The sequence below is a fragment of the Segatella maculosa OT 289 genome (genome assembly GCF_000243015.1).
Classification (GTDB): Bacteria; Bacteroidota; Bacteroidia; order Bacteroidales; family Bacteroidaceae; genus Prevotella; species Prevotella maculosa.
This window is the reverse complement of the sequence record NZ_JH594502.1, coordinates 148,065-168,853: the sequence shown is the minus strand read 5'-3', so window position 1 is coordinate 168,853 and position 20,789 is coordinate 148,065. Positions and strand designations below refer to the sequence as shown.

Here is a 20,789-nt window from a genome sequence, read left to right as displayed (position 1 = left end):
TTTCCGAGGCCTCGTTTCTTAAAAAACATTTTGCAACAGCTCTGCCGAGGCCTCGGAAAATAAAAATGCATACTGAAATTACATTTCCGAGGCCTCGGAAAGTAAAAATGCATATTGAAATTATATTTCCGAGACCTCGGAAAGCAAAAATGCATATTGTAATTGTATTTCCGAGGCCTCGGAAAGTAAAAAACATTTTGCGACAGCATTTCCAAATATTTATAAAATAAAAAACATTTTGCGACAATGTTTCTAAAAACTTAGAAAACAAAAAACCTTTATGCGGGAACAAAAAACAAAATCTCCCCCGCTATTTCCAAATACGGGAGAGACTAAATTTACAGCAAATTATTTGTATGCAGTTTGCACTCCCCTCCCCTTCGGGAGGGGTTGGGGGTGGGCTCCCCCCTCTTTCTCATTTATTCGGGAGGGGTTGGGGGTGGGTTCCTCCTCTTTTTTGCTTATTCGGGAGGGGTTGGGGGTGGGCTTTTCAATCCACCAATCGCGCGTCGAGCAGACGTGAAATCTCGTCCTTATCTAAATGCTGGCCGATAAAAACGAGCTTCTGCATGCGGTCGCCGTAGGTTTCGTCCCAGTCGCGACGCAGCCCCTCTTCGCGCGCCTTGAGCGCCTCGAGTTCTTTTTCGGGCATCGTGGCATACCACTGTCCGGCGTTACGTAACCCCATCTGGCGGCCGGCTTGCTCAAAGACATAGCAGGTTTGCGGCTCATCCTTGAACCAGCAGATGCCTTTGCAGCGAATGACGGTCCGGGGCCATTGTGTGGCGATGAATTCGTCGAAGCCCACGAGGTCGAACGGCTTGCGGCGATAATAAACAAAGGTCCCGATGCCATACTCCTCCACTTCGCCCCCTTCGTGGTGGTGATGATGATGGCCCGCTTCGTGGTTGTGGTCGTCGTGATGGTCGTGATGCGCAGCCACTTCCGTTTCCTCATCGTGATGATGCTCAATTTCGTCAATCCACGCGGCCGAGGTCGCTACCGCGTCGAAATCGAAGCGGCCGGTGTTGACGAGCTTGTCGAGGTCCACGTCGCCGTAGTTACATTCGATGATTTCTGCCTTTGGCTGCAGCGCGCGAATGATGTGCTTGATGCGTGCCAGCTCACGCGGCTCCACCTCGGCGGCCTTGTTGAGCAGGACGATGTTGCAGAACTCGATTTGTTGGATAACGAGGTTCTCGATGTCTTCCTCGCCGATTTCCTGCCGCACGAGCGCGTCGCCGCTTCCGAATTCGTCTCTCATTCGCAACGCATCGACTACGGTGGCGATGCAGTCGAGCCTGAGAATGCCATCTTTGATGTATTCCGGTCCCATGGTCGGTATGGAACAAACCGTCTGGGCGATGGGCGCCGGTTCGCAGATGCCGCTGGCCTCAATGACGATGTAGTCGAACTTTCGCATCTTGACGATGTCGTGCAGCTGCTTAACGAGGTCCATTTTCAGCGTGCAGCAGATGCAACCGTTCTGTAGGGCGACGAGGCTGTCGTCCTTTTCGTTCACAATTCCACCTTTTTCTATTAAATCGGCGTCGATGTTCACCTCGCCGATGTCGTTTACGATGACCGCGAACTTGATACCGCGCCTATTCGATAAGATTCTGTTCACCAGCGTCGTTTTCCCGCTGCCCAGATAGCCCGTGAGCAGTAAAACCGGAATTTCTTTCTTGTTCATCTCTTGTTTCCTCTCTTAAATTATAGTTACTATGCAGAAATTGCATACAAAGGTATAAAAAATTATCAATAATGCGTAACTTTGCAGCGATTGTGCATCATATTCACGGTAAAACGACGCGGCACAGCTGAAGATGAACAGAAAAGAGCATTTTTCTGCGCCCAGCCTCGTTTTCCTTATCTCGACCCTATGCGCAGCAAAGGCGCTGTCGTGGGCTCCCGTTCCGCTCGGCCCGAAATGGGAAATACCAAGTTTTGAGTATTGTGCAATCTCACGGGAATGCCTATTTTTGCAGCCGCTTTTCATGACGGCATGCGAGTTAAACAATTTCTCATAGGTATATTTCTCTGCAACATTTTCGGTATCCAGGCCTCGCCGCCCGCGGGTCGGTTCGCTCTTCAAGGCAAAATAACCGACAAAGCTGACGGTCAGGCGTTGAATTTCGTGACAATTCAGCTCTTTTCCAACGATAATTTCCTTTCGGGACAGCTATCAACGACGCAGGGAGACTATCGCTTCGACAATCTTGCCGAAGGAATTTATCGGCTCCATGTCAGCCACATCGGCTACGAAGCCGTCGACAGTTTGGTCCATGTACGGGCCGACCGACGATGCAACATCGGCCTTTCCTCGTCGGCATTGAGCCTGAACGAGGTGATTGTCACGGCCTCTGAGAAGAAGGGGCTGACTGCAACGACGGTCATCAATCGCACGGCCATGCAGCATCTTCAACCTTCCTCGTTCTCCGATTTGCTGAGTCTCCTACCCGGAGGAAGCACGTCTACACCGCATACCAACAGAGCAAATGTGATTCGTTTGCGCGAGGTTGGCATGTCGGGCAGCGATTATGCTATCAGTAGTTTAGGCACCAAGTTCGTTATCGACGGTGCTCCTGTGGGCACAGATGCCAACATGCAGGGCATTGCGGGAGGCACTTCGGCCGACGACAAGCGCAATTATGCCGCGTATGGGGTCGATATGCGCACGCTTTCGACGGACAATATAGCGTCCGTAGAGGTTGTGCGAGGCATTCCATCCGTGAAGTATGGCGACCTCACAAGCGGACTTGTGAACATTCGTCGCAAGCAAACAGCGAGTCCATTCGAGGCAAGAATGAAGGCCGATGAATATGGAAAACTCTTCTCGATGGGCAAAGGTTTCTCGCTCAGCCATGGTTGGATGCTCAATACCGACGGCGGTTTCTTCCGCTCGATGGCCGACCCGCGTAACAAGTTTGAGACCTACAGCCGCCTTAACTTCTCTTCTCGGCTCCACAAGTTCTGGTCGTTTGCCGGCGGAAGTCACCTCTATTGGGACCTTTCGGCAGACTATTCGGGTAACATCGACAATGTAAAGACCGACCCCGAAGTGCAGATTCATCTTGAAGACAAGTATCGCTCGGCCTATCATCACGGTGGTTTAAGCACGGCATTGCGCTATCGTCCGAAAGCCGAAAGCCTGCTTCGGTTGATCTCTTTGGCCTACTCAACGAGTCTTTCTGCCGACAAAATCGACCAAACAAAGTTTGTTTCGGTAGACCGAGATACGCATACACCACTCGAACAAGAGAATGGTGAATATGATGCTTCCTACCTTCCGGCAACCTATATCGCACGACATCAGGTGAAAGGATTGCCTTTTTATTCTAATCTAAGACTTGAAACGGCGTTACAAACTACTATGGGTAAGCTGACACATCAGCTCACCTTGGGTGGCGAATGGCAATATAACAAGAACTTTGGTGATGGACAAGTGTATGATTTCCGACGTCCATTGGACGGCACTTCTGCTCGTCGTCCACGTGCATTCAAGGACATTCCGGCCACGAACCTCCTTGCATTCTATGCCGAAGACGAGGTTTCTTTGCCCTTGGGTAAGCATCTTCTGACAATCATGGCAGGCATTAGAGGCACCACGATGGCCGGTATTGCCGCGTCGTTTGCCATGCATGGCAAGCTATATTGTGACCCCCGAGTCAACTTTCTGTGGGACTTTCCGTCACTTGGACGGCTGAAACTCTATGCTTCGGCAGGCTGGGGACGCATGAGTAAGATGCCAACCATGGGCGAACTTTACCCCGAAAAGCGTTATCTTGACTTCGTCCAACTGAACTATTGGAATAAGAATGAGAAGCTGAAGCGGGTGAACATACGCACTTATACGATTGATACCAACAACTACGGGCTGCGTCCTGCCCATAATAATAAGGTGGAATTGCGACTCGGTGGCAGCTATGACAACCATCAATTCTACGTGACCTATTTTCACGAAAAGATGAATGACGGCTTCCGAAGCACCCAACAAATCATTCCGATGCTCACGTATAAGCGTTACGATACATCAGGAATTGACGGCTCAAAGCTGACGGCTCCGCCTGCATTGGAGGCACTTCCATATCGCATGGACACGCTTCTTCGCACCACAACTGTCACAGGTAATGGAACAGTTATCGTCAAAGAAGGCATCGAATTTCAGTATGCTTCGCCACGAGTTCCCCTCATCAATACGCGTCTGACCATCAACGGAGCATGGTTTCACAGCACATATGGCACCGCAGCACCCGAGTATTATGCGGGTTCTTTCCGCCAAATCAACGGCATAACGATAAGCAATCGTTTCATCGGATTGTATGAATGGAGCAGCGGTTACGTGAAAGACCAATTCTCATCCAACATCATTGCCGATACTTACCTCGACAAGTTGGGACTCATTCTCTCGGCTACGGCCGAGTGTTTCTGGCTGGGCAGGATGCGTGCGCCGTCAAGATTGCCGCGCCCCGTAGCCTATGTCGATGTCGAAGGCAACCAACATGCTTACACCGATGCAGATGCCTCAGACCTCTATAAGCGCTGGTTGATTCTCGGAAATCAAAAGAACGCCGACATGATACAGCGCGAGCGGGCTTACATGTGCCTGAATATTAAGGCTTCGAAGCGGTTTGGGCGCTATGCCACGCTCGCTTTTTTCGCCGACCGTTTGCTGAATATTGCTCCCGATTATGAGGTCGATGGCTTCATCGTCAGACGAGTTTTCACACCTTATTTCGGTATGGAATTAAACATTCAATTATAAAAACAGACATGAATAAAGTTAAATTTTTCGCAGCAGGCTTGTTGCTTTTTGCAGCAACCTCGTTCTTATCATCGTGCGGTGACAGTGACGATACGACACCGCAGAGTCAAGTTTCCCTCACTTACAGTGTGCCTGAAGGTCTCAAAACGGGTAAAGTCACGGGCGCAAAGGTCACTTTTTACAATGTCAATACGGGCCGTTTGATCGAGTATCCCCTTGATGGCAGTACAACGATTACCGTTGATGACGGGCTCTACAATATCACACTTGTCGGTCAATTGACCTACGAGGTGAACGGAAAAACCATCACCTCGCATCTCCGGGCGGTGAAGAATGCCGTCTCGGTAAGCGGTGGCAAGGTGGCCATCTCGCTCGCTGCTGAGGTCGTTTCGGTCAAGCAAGGCTTCGTGTTTGCCGAGATTTTTGTCTCTGGAACAAAAACTCCGGATGGCGATAGCTATGAGAGTGACAAGTATTTCCGCATCTATAACAATTCTGACGAGACACTTTATGCCGACGGATTGGTGCTTTTCGAGAGCGCATTCACCAATGATGACCCGCATAACTACACGCCCGACTTACGCGATAAGGCCTTTACTATCGACGTGGCCTACATGGTTCCGGGCACAGGAAAGGAGCATCCGGTGGCTCCGGGCAAGAGTATTCTGTTGGTAGATGTGGGACTTGACCATACGAAAAACAACAAAAATTCTTTCAATTTGGCCAAGGCCGACTTCGAATGGTATGATGCTTCGGAGGACGGGGCAGACACAGATACCGACGTACCCAATCTGATTAAGCTCATCACTACAATGGATGGCGAGTCTGTTGGGCTGTGGGCACCCCACGGACGTGGCGTGAAAACTTATGCAATAGGCTATCTCGGAGACGACAATAAGGTTTCCGTAGAGCAATTCCTGACGGATTATGTCTATAAATACAGCTATAAGTTTGTTTATGAAGGTCTTTCTGTGGATATGGATAACACAGGGTTCATGGTTCCCAACAGCTGGATTGCCGATTGTGTGAACATGCGTCCGCAGAAAACGGTGCAGGCCTGGCTCTGCGCTTCGAGTGCACTTGATGCCGGATTTGCCTATAACTCTGTGCAAGAAGACGATCAAAGTCGTTATGGAAAGGCCGTGCGTCGTAAGTTCGATAAGAAAACCGGCAAGCTAATCGACACCAACAACTCGACCAACGACTTTGAAAGCATGGTGAAGGCAGACCCCTATTACATTTTTAAATAAGTAAGATGAAACTTCAAACAGGTCTTTTAGCTGTGCTTCTGGCCGTTTCTACGGTCGGGAAAGCACAGCAAGGACTGCAACAACGCCTTTCCGACACACGCGGAAAGGCGTTTCCAACTTATCAAAACCCAGCTTTTGCCGGCACACGTTACGGCGAATCGTTCTCCGAAATGCGCGGAACATTCTCTACAGACCATGCAGACAAGGCCGTGATTGCACAACTGGGAAGGGGCCACACGGCCGGTGCTTTCGACGCTTCCTCTTATCAAAAGATGGGAAAACACGGCGTTGCATGGGGCCATGCGGGCTATAACAGAAGGCATATCAATGATGTTCGGTGGAACGAGACAGCTGATTTCCTGACCGTTTATCCCTATGTGACAGCCGACAGTGTAGGCGGAAAGATGGAAGCCGAGCGTTATTCATTCCGTCTGGGCTATGCGCAAGGCTTCCGAAAGTGGAGCTATGGGGTAGAAGCCGCCTATCAATCGGCCTTGCATTACCGCGACACCGACCCACGACCCAAGGATAACAGCCTGTTCGTAAACCTCACATTGGGGGCCTCAAGAGCGCTTTCAAGCCGCTATTCCGGCGGACTTTACCTGCATTGGCAGCATTATTCGCAGGAGCAGAGCATCGCTTTTATGAACCCTTATGGCACGATGTTGCTCTATCAGATGTCGGGAATGAACATGCATTACCATCGTTTTGCGGGCACATTGGGGCAGGCTTATTACACGGGACACACTTTCGGGGCCGGTCTTACGCTGCAACCGACGGGCCATGGCTTTGATATCATGCTCTATGCAGAGCGGCGTCAGTTGCAAAAACAGCTCTCCGGACTGAATAATGCGCCCATCAACGACTTGCAAGTGTGGACCTATCGGGGCGGAATCGCATGGCGGTCCGATCGCCGTTATGCCCTGTTAAGCGGTGCATACAGCAGCAGGGAAGGAAGCGAAAACATCTATGACGACGGCATTCAGAACTATCATCGCATCGCCATCACAAAACCGTTCAAAGCTGTGACGGCCCATATTACGGCCGAAGCCTCACAGGAATGGACGGCCGGAGCATGGACTTTGTCGGCCACTCCGTCGCTCATGCTGTGCCATCATCGGCAATCTTACAAGACGCCCGTACGCAAAATGAGTCTCACCTCACTGATACCTAAGCTCGCTTTTCAGGCCATGTTGCAACACCAAACAGGCTTGTTGACAGCCCGAATTTCGGCTGCTAACGTGTCCAACCTGCACAAATCGCTCTCCATTTCGGAGCTAAATGCCTTCCCGCAACAGCTGCCAACGCTGACCGACAATTACGAAATGCTCTCCAGTAACGCATGGATGAGTGAGGCAGACGTACGCTATGACTATGCAATCGGCAAGCCCTTCAACACGATTTTCATGCAAGCGAAGTTCCAACACACGACTTTCTCCACCCGACATCAGCGTAATCTTTTCGAGCTTTCGGTGGGCGTTACACTTTGATTTTTATTATCTTTGCAGCAACATTAATGCTATTGAACATGAAGAAAACGTTTATCTACACGCTTTTTGCCGCGATTTGCTTCCTATTGGGCGGCTGTAAGGAGAATTATTCCAGAGGAGAAAAAGTGGGGAACCTAATAGAATTCACCAAGAAAGGGGTGATTTACGACAGTTGGGAAGGCCGGTTAAACCTCACACAAACAGGAATGAACACCAGCGGTGAACCTTTTTCGTTCTCTTTCGACAACGACCGCACGGACCAAGACAGCCTAATCAAACTGCTCTATCGGGCGCAAGTAGAGGGCTGGAAGGTCCAAATCAAGTATCATTCCGTGTGGGGACTCAAGAATATCTTCAGCAATCGGGGCGAGACCAACTACTTTGTTGACGACGTAACCGTGCTTGACAAGGACTTTGCCAACGTGGCCAAGCGGCTCAGCGGTGCCCGCCAAGGCCGCGTGGTCGATACGGTTTACGTAGTCATCGACAAGAACGAACTACGCAACCGTCGGTAGAAAAGACATCGTTTTCTCCTCCCTTTATGCCCGAGCAGGTGGGGAAAACTTTATTTCTCGGCCATCAGGCTCACAGCGAAGCCACCGCCGCGGGCCATAGTAAGCCTTAACGTATCGCCACGCTTCACGGTTTTCTTCGTAATCACATAGGCCGAGGGGTTCTTTTCGTAGTCGGCTCCGGGCCCATCTGCATAGATTGTGCAAGCATACTTGCGGCCCTTGTCAAGGAAGTCGAGCTTGATGACGCTCCGATGTCCGTTTTGGTCACACTTTCCACCGATGAACCAATTGTCCGTTCCCTTTGCTTTTCGGGCTACGGTGATGTATTGTGCCGGTTCAGCCTCAATGTATTTGGAGTCGTCCCAATCGCAGGCTACGTCGCGAATGAACTGAAATGCGTCGTCATACCTCTCGTAGTTCTCCGGCAAATCGGCCGCCATTTGGAGTGGACTGTACATGGTTAGGTAGAGTGCAAGCTGGCCGACGAGCGTCGTATGCACGTAGCTTTGGTTGCCACACCACTTGTTCAGCCTCGTTTCCAAGATGCCCGGAGTGTAGTCCATGGGGCCTCCTTGCAGGCGAGTAAAGGGAAGTATCACCGTATGATAAGGCGCATTACCACCGAAAGCCTCGTATTCTGTGCCGCGAGCGCTCTCGTTTCCAACGAGATTGGGATAGGTTCTACACAGTCCGGTGGGCCGAACGGCCTCGTGAGCATTGACCATAATGCGGTGTTTGGCAGCCTCTTTGACGCAATAGAGATAGTGGTTCACCATGCTTTGACTGTAATGATACTCGCCACGAGGTATCATATCGCCTACGTAACCGCTCTTCACAGCATCGTAACCATACTTGTTCATCAGCGTATAAGCGGCTTCCATGTGTCGCTCATAGTTGAGAGTACTGCCCGAAGTCTCGTGATGCATCATCAATTTCACACCCTTTGAGTGGGCATATTCGTTGAGGTAGGCAAGGTCAAAGTCGGGATATGGTGTCACGAAATCAAAGACATTATCCTTCCAATGCCCGAACCAATCCTCCCAACCGATATTCCATCCCTCGACCAAAACCTGCTGAAGACCGTTCTTGGCAGCAAAGTCAATGTAGCGTTTCACGTTGTTTGTATTGGCCGGATGCGTGCCATTGGGCTTCACTTTCGTATAGTCCGTGATGCCGATATGCACGGAAAGAACGTCGGTATAGCTCCATGGCTTGCCACCTGCTATCATTTCCCACCACACGCCACAGTATTTCGTAGGGTGAATCCAGCTGGTATCGGTCAGTTTGCAAGGCTCATTGAGGTTCAAGATGAGATTACTTGCGAGCATTCGGCGGGCATCATCGCTAACGATAACGGTGCGCCAAGGCGTGTTGAACGGCGTTTGTACATAGGCTTCATTGCCCACTGGGTCGGGTGTAAGCCGGCTTTCAAAGACGAAATTCTTGTCATCCAAGTCGAGATGCATGGCGGGATAGTTCACCAAAGCAGCCTCATGAAGGTTAATATACAGGCCGTCTGCAGTCTTCATCTGCAGGGAAGTCTGCACGCCGGTAGGCGAGAATGGCGTCTGAGACGAGTTCTCGGTGACGGCAGTCTTCATCAATCCGCGTATCTCGGAGAGCTTACTGATTTGCGTTTCATACTCTTGTGTGTCGTAATCTCCGGGAATCCAGAACGCCGTGTGGTCGCCTGCCATGGCAAAGCGGGTGCGTTCGCGCTTCACGATAAAGTAGTTGAGTTCGCGTTGTTGTGGAAACTCGTAGCGAAAGCCCATACCGTCGTCGTAGACCCTGAAGCGAATCGCGATGTTGCGCTTGCTGCTTGGCTGATTGAGGGCCACTTCCAACTCGTTATAATGGTTGCGAATGGTGGCCGTTTCACCCCATATAGGCTTCCAAGTCTCGTCGAACGAGGAGATATTATGGCCCGTTTCAACAAAGCCGTCCATAAGGTCGGTTTCTTCCATGCCCTTGCTGGCATGCTTGTCACGCGCCAGTTCAAGCCCCAGACGCGATGGTTTGATCACCGTTTTGTCCTTATAGCGCAACTCATAAGTGGGAACTCCGCCCTCTTTCAGCGCAAAAGTGAGGACAACGTTGCCGTCGGGCGACTTCACCGTTTGTGCTTTCAGGACCGAAGAGCAAGCGAAGAGCATCGCAGCAACGACAATGCAGAATTTGTTTCTTTTCATATTCTTTGTTTTTTTCATTCTTGTTTGTCGGCGGAGAAGGCGCTCCTTCCCCGCCGAACGTGCGCCCCGACCAGTTCGATGGCGCAAGAATCAAAGCAAAATATAAGTGTGTTGTGTATAATGTCAATGCCGACGAACGGCAATCTCTTGTCCGTTCAGCCTACTTTGGTCAATTTCAGAATCCTACAACCGTGCCCCGGCACCTCAACCTCAACCTTTTCGCTGACCGTCCCCTCATTGGAATGCTTCCAAAGGTCGCGCATATTCCACCGTCCGGACAGCCCGATTCGAGAGAAATCAAGCGTGCGTTGTGCCATAGTCTCACCACGATTGAAGAGCCCAATGACCCAAGAGCCGTCTTTCATTTGACCATACCATATCTCACCATCGGTGCTCCAGAGGTCACGGGCCAGCGGTTGACCAACGAAACCTTCCTTTTGCAAGGCCAGTATCTCGCTGTTTTGGAAGAAGGAAAGGTCGTGTCCTGTGGGCATATCTGTCACGGAAAGTGGACTGCCGGCCATCAAAGGAAGCGAGATGACCGCTTGTTTTTCGGCATCGTTTGCATAACTTCCGATACGAATGAAGTCGCCGTCAAGCCGCACTTTCCTGTGTCCTGAAATCTTAGACCAATTGATGAAGCCGTCGAAAGCATTCTCAGAGTTGGGCCAACCGCCGCGAAGTGTGCCACGATTATTATCGGAAAAGCGATACCAAGAGCCCTCCAAGGCATCTGCATCAATGCGAATCATGTTGCCGGCATAGCGTTCCATGATAGCATTATTCTTGAGATGAGGCATCACAAGCGATACATATACACCGTATTTCCGGGCATATTTGTTGATCCATTGCAGTCCTTTCACGTAGCGTTCGCGGCCATATCCACGGTCGATTTGGTCGGTATAGTTCATTCCATCCTCATACCATGAGAGGAAATCCATGCGAATGAACTTCACACCCATGCTGGAATAGTGCTTGAAGAAGCCCTCGAAATACTGCTCGGCACCGGGATGGTCGGTGACCACCCAGCCAAATTTGTCGTCCTTTGTGGGGTGAAGTACGTCGGTATCTGTCTTGGGATTGTAGCGAAGACTGCCCACAGTGTACTTCGTTCCCGGTATCAAGGCATCGGGATTGGTGTAGTGAAGCCAGAAAGGACTGTCATAAATGCCGAGTTTCAGGCCCTTTTTGCGTAGCTTTTCAATGATAGTCGAGAGTTCTACTTCAGGGGAATGCTCGTCTTTCTTGGTGCGACTGTAGCGCGTCATGTAGCCATTATCACCGCTCATCGAGGCAAATCCGTCGGTCACGAGCATGTCGTAGCCGTAGGGTTTCAGGTTGGTTGCCACGTAATCGATGGCTTTGTCCCAGTCGGCCTCGGTGAAGATGTTGGGAAACGAGCCCTCTTTTTCCTGTTGACGCAGCTGTCCGTAGACGCTCCAATAGAGCGGTGCGTAGTCCATTCCCTGCTGTTCGGCCAGCGGAGAAAGGCCGATTGTGGGGTCAACACGGTCTACAGTGAGGTCGCTTGTCACGTCCCATTCATTGCTGTTGCAGCCGGTCAGCATCATAGCAAGCATCAAACCGGCAATCATATTCATTTTCATTGTTCGATTATGTTGTTCGTTTCGCGGAGACTTCCCTGTGCCCCTTATATATAATAAGGTGTAGAGAAGTCCCCTTTTATAGTTTCTTTATACTTATGAAGCAGAAAAAGCGGCCACGGTGATGGTGTGTTTCGTCAGGTCGAACACAAGCTTATATGTGCCGGCCTCTGTCACTTTCCACTTATTGTCGGCCCCTCCGATGGTCATTCCCTGCTTGGAAACGCCCTCATGATTAAGAGTCACACCGGCTTGGGGTGCCTGAATATAGTTGCTCCAGGCTGGAATATCAGTCTTGTCATAGGCAATTTTGAACTCGCCCGTATTGAGTTTGCCCTCGAAAGTGAACTGAAGTGGGTCGGCAGACGTCTTCTTGAACTTTGTCATCACGGCCGGATTGTTGTTCCAACCCCATGGCGTTGCATCGCCGATGAAGGTGAGCCACTCGGTAAGAATAGGTTCTACGGGCTCTGCACCCTCGTAGACAACGTTGATTTTTCGACTGCGCAAGTCTATGGAAACGGTGTAAATGCCCCGCTCGGTCACCTTCCATTTGTTGTCGTCGCCGCCTTTTCGGATGTCGATTTCATTGCTTGCGACGCCCTTGGAACCGATTTCCGTGTCGGCTTTCGGGGCATAAATAAAGGTTGCTCCCCAGTCTCCTTTAGACAAGGGGAACTTCATTTCGCCCGTTTTCAGCACACCATGATAGGTGAAAACAAACTTATTGGCCTTGTCTTTCACCAAGGGCGTGGGGTTATCTATGCTCCATCCGGCGGGTGTTGCGTCACCTACCATGTAAAGATGGTCCACCTTCAGGGGCAGTTCTTCGGTTATAACGACGAGATCTTTGTCGTCGTTGCATGACTGCAAGGTCATCATTGCGAGGAATGCGGCACAAAGAAGCATTCCATATTTGTGAATCTTTTTCATATCATGAATTTGTTTTGTTGGTTTTCAGTGCTGCAATCAAAGCCGCCCGCACCCACTTTGAAAAGCCGGGTGCACAGGCTTGTTTGCAATATCAGTCATTTTGGCCTGCGATATCAGCCATTTTACCGCGCAATATCAGTCATTTTAGCGTGTAATATGGGCCATATTGCCGCGCAAAACAGGTCATCTTGCGCAGCTGGCCGGACCGGATTATCAATCGTGATAGCCAGGGTTCTGCTTCAAGGCCCCGTGGGCGGCACCGATAATGTCGCGATGGAACGGGAAGATAAGCGTATGGTTGTCAGCATCGGCAGGTTTGTCCCACCATGCACTCAGGAACTTGTCGAACCGAATGAGGTCTATTCGGCGGCGACCTTCAGCAAAGAACTCGCGCCCCCACTCGTTCAGCAACTCTTTCATGTTGAGTTGGGCCGTTCCTTCGGGCTGATAGAGAGCTGAAGACCAATCGGACGACGGGTAATTGCGCTTGCGGACGCTGTTCAGAAGCTTGGCCGCTGCAGCGGTATCTCCCTTGCGCAACTTGCATTCGGCAAGGCTGTAGATAACCTCGGGCAGCCGAATTTCACAGTAATCTGCCTCGAGTTGCCCTGTTTCGTCATCTGAATAAAGGGGGTATTTCACGAACATCCACCCCGAATTATCGTCTCCGTTCTCGAGCTTACTGTCTGCACTTGCAAGCCATTTGTCGCCATCTGTGGCCCCGAAACGGCCCACAGCGTCACGCAAATCGAGGGTATATTTGCCGTTATGGTCCTTGAGATACTGGGGATTTCCGTTCTCATCAGTATATGAAATCTTTCCATATATGAAGAGACCTTCACGCTTGTTGTTGCCCAAGTTCTTGTATTTCTTTAGGCGAACATCAGAAGGATAGTCTTTAAAACGGGCGATAGGCATGCCCAATTCGAAGTCATATCGCTCGCCTTTTGGGTTATAACTCGGCGAAGCGGAGTACTTAATGTTGTGGTCACCCTGCTTGTTTTTGGTGTCTTTCAGCCAGTCCTTGGCGCGTGAAGGCACCGACCACCAATACATATCTCCCGTATAATGCCAGTGAGAATAGCCTGCCGAACCTGGAAAAGCGAAGATAACTTCGTCGCAAGTTTCGTTGTTCCAGTCGAAAGCTGCGTCCCAACGGTCGGCCAAACTGTATGAACCATACTTACCATCGAGGATATCCTGCGCTACTCTTTCGCAGTCGTTGTAGTGCGCTTCGCCGATATATACCTTGGCATTCAGGTAGAGTCTGACGAGAAGGGCGGCTGCTCCGGCCTGCGTCCACTGCCCTTGAATGTTCTGGTTTCCGCCATTCGAGGTCTTTTTGGTAAGCTCCGGGATAACCGCTTTCAGCTCGCTTTCAATGAAATCATAAATCTTTCGCGGCTCAACTTGGCCTTTGGAGTTCTTCTCGGTGTCGTAATAACTGACGGCAAGCGGCACGTTTCTGAACGCATCCAACAGGCGAATGTAGAACCAAGCACGCAAAACACGGTTCTGCGCCTTGAGGTTATTGAACTCGGTATCAGTGAAACCGAACCGCGAAGCAGACCGGTTTTGCAGATCTTCAATCACGAGATTGGCCTGCATGATGCCTTGAAAACAACCGTTATATTCGCTTTGTGCCTCGCCATTCGTAGTCAACCACTGATGCCGATGCAACCGTGCCCAGCGTCCACCATCGTCCCACCAGTCCTCGCGTGTAGGCGTTATGAGCTGGTCGGCAGTCTCTTCATTGAGCACTTGTCGGCTTTGTACGCTCCAATAACCATGCTCGAAAGGACGCAAAACGGCCCGAATGACATCGCTCTTTGTGTTATAATAGTTCTGTGAGGCAACCTGATCGTAGAGTGTTTCGTCCAGATTGGTGCAGCCGACGAGGCTTGTTGCCACGATCAATGCACTTGCTATGTAGTTGAAAGTCTTTTTCATATTGTGATAATATAAAAGGTTCATCATTGATTAGAAGTCGATTTGCATACCCAACATGAACTGACGGGTTGACGGATAATAGGTGCGTGAGTTCGTTGCACCGGGGTTTAAGCCGTTCAACTGATAGGTAGAAGGGTCTACACCTGAGAACTTCGTGATGGTAAAAAGATTGCTTGCCGTTGTATAAATACGTATGGCATCGACGTATTTCTTGTTTACATTGAGTGTATAACCAAGGTTGACGGAAGACAATTTCAGGTAGTCACCCGGCTCAAGAAAGTAATCACAGACTATAGGGTTCTGTGAAATGAGTTTGTTTTTGCTGTAGGCTTTGTCCATAACGTTGCCTTGGAAGTTCTTTGTTCCATAGTAGAAGTCGTGGATATTGAAGATATCGAAGCCCAAAGCCGTTTGGAAGAACAGCGAAAGATCGATGTTCTTGTAATGGAAAGTATGGGTCATTGAGCCCGTAAACTGTGGCAATCCGTTGCCAACATACTGGCGGTCTTCGTCGGTTGCATTGTCGGCAAGCACCTTATCACCGTCTTTATCGTAGACAATCCAGCGGCCTTGAGGGTCTACACCGGCATACTTCAACATGTAAAAATTACCGATGCGACGTCCCTTTTCGATACGTTGTAGGGTGTGAAATGGGTAAGGATCCTCCGGACTTACAACGTCGTAGTAGTCCCGTCCTACGAATTCGCTGTTGCTGAAGTCCACGAATTTGTTGCTCATCGTGGCTCCGATGATATTTAATGTGTAACTGAATGTCTTGGTTTTCACGGCATTCCATGTCACATCAAACTCAAAACCGCTATTGCGCATCGTTCCTACATTGACATAAGTCTCGTCAAACAGATAGGGAGGAATGGACACTTTGTAGTTTCCCAAGAGGTCTTGTTGACGACGGTTGTAGTAGTTGAACGAACCATAAAGGTGGCCGTTGAGCAATGCCCAGTCTAAACCAATGTTCCAGTTCTTGCCTTTTTCCCAGCGAAGATTGGGGTTGACATTCTTCCCGGGGCCCCAAACTTGATAGTATTTTCCATTATATACGTAGTAACCGAAACCCGACATAGTGTTCAATGACTTATAACTATCGAAGTTTTGGTTGCCGGTTACGCCGTAGTCGGCACGCAGTTTGAGGTCTGTCAGCCAGCTTTTTGTCTCCTTCATAAAGGGCTCATCCGAGATACGCCAGCCCACCGAGACAGCCGGGAAGTTGCCCCATTTGTGGTTAGCACCGAACTTTGAGGAGCCTTCATGGCGCAATGAGGCCGTCAACATGTAGCGTCCTTTCCAGTCATAGCTAAGGCGTCCGAAGAAAGCAATCAGCTTATTATCGTTCATATACGAGCTCATTCCGACCTCACCTTCGTCTTTTGCGTAGGTACCGGAACCCATGTTATTGTCTTCGAGCGCATCGTTCGGGAAGTCTTTGTTTTGCTCTTCCATGCCGGAATACTTATTATATTGGTAGGAATAGCCCACCATGGCCTTGATGTTATGGTCGCCGAAGGAGTTACTGTAGTTCGTTATCCATTCTAAACTGTGCAATGAAGATTTGGAGTATTTCTGTTTTGCCTCGCCCGTTCGGCCGTTATTGATGGCCTGAGTGCTGGTAGATGGGCGAAACCAATGGTCGTAATTGTCGTATTGATGGTCGGCAAAAGTGAGCTGAGTCGCCAGCATTTGCTTTCCGGGATCATTCAGAAGGAGGGGGAAGAGATTGAGTTTCACAGTGCCATCCCAATCAATTAACTTGGTTGTTCCAGTGTTCTTTTCGAGCTTTTCCACCTCTAATGGGTTGTAAGCTGCCGACTGTCCCTTGAAATTATAATATAAAGCAGGGTTTCGAGGGTCCATGATTGGGGTCGTAGGATTGGCCTCTATGGCATTGCGGAACACGTCCCAAGTAGCCACTTTTCGGTAAGCTACACGCGGAGCTACGTTGGCAATGAAAGTGAAAAGTCCTCCCTTTGTGGTATGATTGATGGAGAAACGGGCACCATATTCCTCACGGCCGGAATACTTGTCTACGCCTTTTGCATTGCGATAGTCGACAGATGCGCGGTAATTCGAGCGTGCATTGCCACCGCTTAATGTCAGGGTTTGCTGTGTACGCACGCCCACCCGACTCACTTCTTTCAGCCAATCGGTAGAGCCCCCAAGGTCATATCCCATGCCTGAAGCAATGCGGTTGGCCCGATATTCATCGGCATCCAACATATCAAGTTCATGCTTAATGACATCTAACGACACGTTACCAGTATAGGTAGTATGCAGGTTTCCGTCACGCAATCCTTTCTTGGTTGTCACGAGAATCACGCCATTTGAGCCGCGTGTTCCATAGATTGCGCTGGCCGCACCGTCCTTTAATATGTCGAAACTTTCGATATCATTGGGGTTAAGATTAGTGAGATTGCCACCCGGAATACCGTCGATTACAATCAAAGGACCAAGGCCCGCATCACGCGAAGAGACTCCACGTACCTGAATACTTGCCTCATTATTGGGGTCACCGGCACCTGTATTGGTAATCGATACGCCTGGAACCTTGCCCTGAATCATCATGGAAGGGTCGACACTTGCCACCCGTGTGAAGTCCTTGGATGACACATGTGAGACCGCAGAAGTAAGTTCCTTTTTGTCCATTGTGCCGTAACCAATCACGACAACCTCACCGAGATTGGCAGCGTCATCAACCAATATTACGTTGAATTTGTTCTTTCCTTTCAATGCAATTGTCTGTGTTTGAAATCCGATATAGGATATCCGCAACACTGCATTTCCATTCTTTACATTGAGTTTGAAAGCACCTTCAATGTCGGAAACTGTACCGTTTTGCGTTCCGTTTTCAACAATGCTGGCACCGATAATAGGTTCACCATTGGCGTCTTTAACGAGACCTTCCACGGTAAAAGCGTTTTGTGCAAAGCCAATAACGGGCATGTACATCACAAAAAGAAAAACAAGTAGCCTGCTTGTTAATCGATTGTTGAGATTCAGCATAATCTTAAATTTAGGTTTATGATAGATTTCTTTGTCGCAAAGATAAGGAAAATATCTCATCGATATACAGAAAAGTAGAGCTTAAGTAGATTTTCATAAACTCTCAATACACATAACATACTGTTATTCATGTTATTATAAATAATATTAAATAATAGCAAGTAGGAATATAAAACACATGTGATTTCTTTATCTTTGTATGGAGATTATAAGAAAAGGTGCATGGCCTTCGCAATCAACTACATATATAATGTATAAGACAATCATTATCGTTACATTCCTCCTATTTGGAGTTCCACCTTCAAAAGCGGGCGGAAACAACCGTTTAACAGACCGTTTGGACAGTATACTCCGATTGCAGTCGCTTCAAACCGAGGCCAAAATGCGCGAGATTAATATCATTAAAGTGAGGATGAACCGCGAAACAAATATGGAGAAAAAGCTACAGTTCTGCGACCAACTCTATCAAGCTTACCACGTATTCCAATTTGATTCGGCCATGACCTACGTAGAAAAGGGGCTCAATCTCGCCCGACACCGCAATGAAACCTACTATGCCGACAACACGATACGCAAATCCGAATTGTTGGCCATCGGCGGATTGTACAGCGAAGCACTGCAAACAATCAGCACACTCGACATAACCCGTTTCAGCAAAAGGCAACGGTTCAACTACTATCTGACCCATTTCCGCATCTATTCCTATTGGAGTGACTTCTGTAACGATGCTATTTATGCACCGCGATACCGCGAAAAAGCACGCGAGAACCTACGCCTTGCCATGCCCTATCTCGACCGGAACGACCGCGATTATGAGTATTATCAGGGTGAATACTACGGCTATATCCTCAACGATCAGGTTGGGGCACGCCGGCATTATCTGAAAGCTATCGCCACAACTCCAGAGAATTCACGCATGCGTGCCATGGCTTGTTTTGCCTTAGCTTGCACATATTCCGCCCCAGCAGACATGGATTTATACGAGCGTTACCTTGTCATGGCCTGCATCAGTGACGCGCGAAGCCTCACAATGGAGAACATGGCGTTGCAGAATCTGGCCATGTACACGCTGGAACATGGCCACGACAACCTCGACATTGTCGATGCCCAACGCTACATCAGCATCTCTCTTGAGAATGCAAAGTTCTACAATAACCGCCTTCGTATCATTGAAATCTCCGACCGTCTGCCCGTCATCGTTGAAAGCTATCAGCAACAATTGGGCGAGCGCAACACGGTTTTGCACAACACGCTCATTGCGATTTCTCTCTTGGCCGTGTTCCTTATCGCCGCCGTGGGCTTCATCTTCAAACAGAACAGCCGTCTGACACAGAGCCGAAAGAAGCTACAAACATCGAACAACCGACTTTCTGAGATGAACGAAAGACAGAGTATGCTCAACGAACAGCTGCACGATTTGAACGAAAAACTATTAGAAACCAACAAGAAACGCGAAGGACTCGTACGCCTTTATATCGATCTTTGCTCGCGATATATCAACAGATTGAAGAAGCAACAGACCCTCGTAAAACGCAAAATCAAGGCCAATCAGGCGCAAGAACTGCTCACCCAACTCTCTTCGGAACGCCTTTCTGAAGAGGATGCAACCACATTTCTCTCTCGATTCGACCGTGCTTTTCTCGACCTTTACCCCGGTTTCCCGCAGGAACTTAACGCACTTTTGCAGCCTGAATACCAAATCATGCAACTCAAATCTCATGCTTTAACGACCGAACAACGCATCATGGCACTCGTCCGTTTGGGCGTAAACGAAAGCTCAGAGATTGCAAATCTGCTCTTTTACTCGCCACAAACGATTTATAATTACCGCTCGGTCATCAAGTCAAAAGCCAAGAACAAGGATACATTTGAGGCTGAAGTCGTGAAGTTATGCACGGTAATTGGTGGAGAAAGACCGAACTAACCCATCTTCTTCCTGTAACACCGATGCCTTCTGTGCTGTTCCGACTCGAAATACTGCCATTCGCTCTGCACAGCCGTATTGGTTTCCATCTGCGGCATGGCTTCCGCCCACTTGAAACCATATTGGTGGGAACGGTCAATGAGGTCGTTAAAGATAAGCGCATTGGCTCCTTTCTTACGGTATTCGGGCAATATTCCGATGAGAAGCAGGTCGACCGTGTCAGTCTTATGCCATTTCAAGACACGCAACAATGGCCACCACCCCATCGGAAAAAGGCGGCCGTCGCGCGTCTTCTGCAATGCTCGAGAGAACGAAGGGAACGTGATTCCGAAGCCAATCATCTCGTTATTGCAATTCCCATCGACCACAGCTGTGACGAGATTAAGGTCGGCTTTACGGATATAATCGTTCACCAAGCCATCTATCTGTCGGTCGGATAGTTCGGAATAGCCGTAAAGGTCTTTATAAGTGGCATTGACAATCTCAAACAACCTACGCCCCATTCCTTTGTTGAGTAGCTCGTCCGACGTGAATTTATGCACATGAAGATTATACCGCGTCTCTATCATTCGGCTCAATTTCTCAAACTTCGGCGGTGCCACTTCAGGAATTTTGATACGGTATTCCAAATAATCATTGTCCTTTGCGAAGCCTTCCAGCCGTTCAATATGCTGTCGATAATAGGGATAGTTGTAGTTGGTATACATCGTAGAAAGGCGGTCGAAGCCCTCAATGAGCATGCCCTCGCGATCCATATCGGTAAATCCGAGCGGCCCAGCAATCTCGTTCATGCCCCTTTCGCGGCCCCATTTCTCAGCCGCATCAAGCAAGGCTGTCGACACTTCCGGGTCATCTACGAAGTCAAACCAGTTGAAACGCACTTCCTTACAGCCCCATTTTTCGTTGGCACGATGGTTGATGATGGCGGCAATGCGCCCCACCATGCGCCCCGATTTGAACGCCATGAAATAGCGGGCCTCGCAACATTCGAACGAAGGGTTGCGGTCGCTGCGTAGTGTTTTCATCTCGTCGCCGAACAAAAAAGGAACGGCATACGCGCAATCACGGTACAGTTCGTAGTAGAAATCAATGAATTTCTTCAAATCACTCCTATGCTCTACTGTCTTTATCTCAATTTGTGCACACATTGT

The 20,789-nt window shown here is 49.4% G+C and carries 11 protein-coding genes and 1 pseudogene; 5 read left to right on the top strand and 7 right to left on the bottom strand.

Annotated features, from left to right (window positions below; genetic code table 11):
- Positions 1 to 490: 490 nt before the first annotated feature.
- Positions 491 to 1,693: a GTP-binding protein gene (locus HMPREF9944_RS04815; RefSeq protein ID WP_008564842.1), complete on the bottom strand. Its 1,203-nt coding sequence runs from the start codon at positions 1,691 to 1,693 to the stop codon at positions 491 to 493.
- A gap of 312 nt (positions 1,694 to 2,005) precedes the next feature.
- Here HMPREF9944_RS04815 and HMPREF9944_RS04810 point away from each other — a divergent pair, with 312 nt between their 5' ends.
- The 4 genes from HMPREF9944_RS04810 to HMPREF9944_RS04795 are packed head-to-tail and all read left to right on the top strand — an operon-like array spanning position 2,006 to position 8,020.
- Complete coding sequence (locus HMPREF9944_RS04810; protein ID WP_155814615.1) at positions 2,006 to 4,765, top strand: TonB-dependent receptor; 2,760 nt, start codon at positions 2,006 to 2,008, stop codon at positions 4,763 to 4,765.
- 8 nt (positions 4,766 to 4,773) lie between these two features.
- Positions 4,774 to 6,015, top strand: a complete 1,242-nt coding sequence (locus HMPREF9944_RS04805) for a DUF4876 domain-containing protein (protein WP_008564840.1) — start codon at positions 4,774 to 4,776, stop codon at positions 6,013 to 6,015.
- Positions 6,016 to 6,020: 5 nt separating this feature from the next.
- A complete protein-coding gene (locus tag HMPREF9944_RS04800) occupies positions 6,021 to 7,505 on the top strand; it encodes a DUF6850 family outer membrane beta-barrel protein (RefSeq protein ID WP_008564839.1) in 1,485 nt (494 codons plus the stop codon).
- A gap of 38 nt (positions 7,506 to 7,543) precedes the next feature.
- A complete protein-coding gene (locus tag HMPREF9944_RS04795; RefSeq protein ID WP_155814614.1) occupies positions 7,544 to 8,020 on the top strand; it encodes a hypothetical protein in 477 nt (158 codons plus the stop codon).
- A gap of 50 nt (positions 8,021 to 8,070) precedes the next feature.
- On the opposite strand, the gene HMPREF9944_RS04790 is transcribed toward HMPREF9944_RS04795, so the two are convergent.
- From HMPREF9944_RS04790 to HMPREF9944_RS04770, 5 genes and pseudogenes are all read right to left on the bottom strand, one after another.
- Complete coding sequence (locus HMPREF9944_RS04790; protein WP_406674625.1) at positions 8,071 to 10,176, bottom strand: glycoside hydrolase family 97 protein; 2,106 nt, start codon at positions 10,174 to 10,176, stop codon at positions 8,071 to 8,073.
- Positions 10,177 to 10,367: 191 nt separating this feature from the next.
- Positions 10,368 to 11,819 carry an alpha-galactosidase gene (locus HMPREF9944_RS04785; protein ID WP_044113371.1) on the bottom strand — a complete coding sequence of 484 codons (1,452 nt, stop codon included), beginning with the start codon at positions 11,817 to 11,819 and terminating at the stop codon, positions 10,368 to 10,370.
- A 102-nt stretch (positions 11,820 to 11,921) separates the two neighbouring features.
- Positions 11,922 to 12,749 (bottom strand): annotated as a pseudogene (locus HMPREF9944_RS04780) (SusF/SusE family outer membrane protein); the annotation flags it as partial.
- Between the two features lie 213 nt (positions 12,750 to 12,962).
- Positions 12,963 to 14,699, bottom strand: coding sequence for a RagB/SusD family nutrient uptake outer membrane protein (locus HMPREF9944_RS04775; protein ID WP_044113429.1), 1,737 nt, complete (start codon positions 14,697 to 14,699; stop codon positions 12,963 to 12,965).
- A 30-nt stretch (positions 14,700 to 14,729) separates the two neighbouring features.
- Positions 14,730 to 17,714: a SusC/RagA family TonB-linked outer membrane protein gene (locus tag HMPREF9944_RS04770; protein WP_008564832.1), complete on the bottom strand. Its 2,985-nt coding sequence runs from the start codon at positions 17,712 to 17,714 to the stop codon at positions 14,730 to 14,732.
- Positions 17,715 to 17,964: 250 nt separating this feature from the next.
- Between HMPREF9944_RS04770 and HMPREF9944_RS04765 the strand changes: the two genes are divergently transcribed.
- The gene (locus HMPREF9944_RS04765) at positions 17,965 to 19,638 is read left to right on the top strand and encodes a DUF6377 domain-containing protein (RefSeq protein ID WP_052300151.1); all 1,674 of its coding nucleotides are present in this window, start codon (positions 17,965 to 17,967) and stop codon (positions 19,636 to 19,638) included.
- Here the strand turns inward: HMPREF9944_RS04765 and HMPREF9944_RS04760 are convergent.
- A complete protein-coding gene (locus tag HMPREF9944_RS04760; RefSeq protein WP_008564827.1) occupies positions 19,635 to 20,786 on the bottom strand; it encodes a hypothetical protein in 1,152 nt (383 codons plus the stop codon). The genes HMPREF9944_RS04765 and HMPREF9944_RS04760 overlap by 4 nt on opposite strands.
- Positions 20,787 to 20,789: the final 3 nt, after the last annotated feature.

Coding starts and splice junctions, on each gene's coding strand:
- HMPREF9944_RS04815 (WP_008564842.1), bottom strand. CDS start 1,693: ATGAACAAGAAAGAAATTCCGGTTTTACTGCTCACGGGCTATCTGGGC.
- HMPREF9944_RS04770 (WP_008564832.1), bottom strand. CDS start 17,714: ATGCTGAATCTCAACAATCGATTAACAAGCAGGCTACTTGTTTTTCTT.
- HMPREF9944_RS04785 (WP_044113371.1), bottom strand. CDS start 11,819: ATGAAAATGAATATGATTGCCGGTTTGATGCTTGCTATGATGCTGACC.
- HMPREF9944_RS04810 (WP_155814615.1), top strand. CDS start 2,006: ATGCGAGTTAAACAATTTCTCATAGGTATATTTCTCTGCAACATTTTC.
- HMPREF9944_RS04800 (WP_008564839.1), top strand. CDS start 6,021: ATGAAACTTCAAACAGGTCTTTTAGCTGTGCTTCTGGCCGTTTCTACG.
- HMPREF9944_RS04805 (WP_008564840.1), top strand. CDS start 4,774: ATGAATAAAGTTAAATTTTTCGCAGCAGGCTTGTTGCTTTTTGCAGCA.
- HMPREF9944_RS04795 (WP_155814614.1), top strand. CDS start 7,544: ATGAAGAAAACGTTTATCTACACGCTTTTTGCCGCGATTTGCTTCCTA.
- HMPREF9944_RS04775 (WP_044113429.1), bottom strand. CDS start 14,699: ATGAAAAAGACTTTCAACTACATAGCAAGTGCATTGATCGTGGCAACA.
- HMPREF9944_RS04760 (WP_008564827.1), bottom strand. CDS start 20,786: ATGTGTGCACAAATTGAGATAAAGACAGTAGAGCATAGGAGTGATTTG.
- HMPREF9944_RS04765 (WP_052300151.1), top strand. CDS start 17,965: ATGTATAAGACAATCATTATCGTTACATTCCTCCTATTTGGAGTTCCA.
- HMPREF9944_RS04790 (WP_406674625.1), bottom strand. CDS start 10,176: ATGCTCTTCGCTTGCTCTTCGGTCCTGAAAGCACAAACGGTGAAGTCG.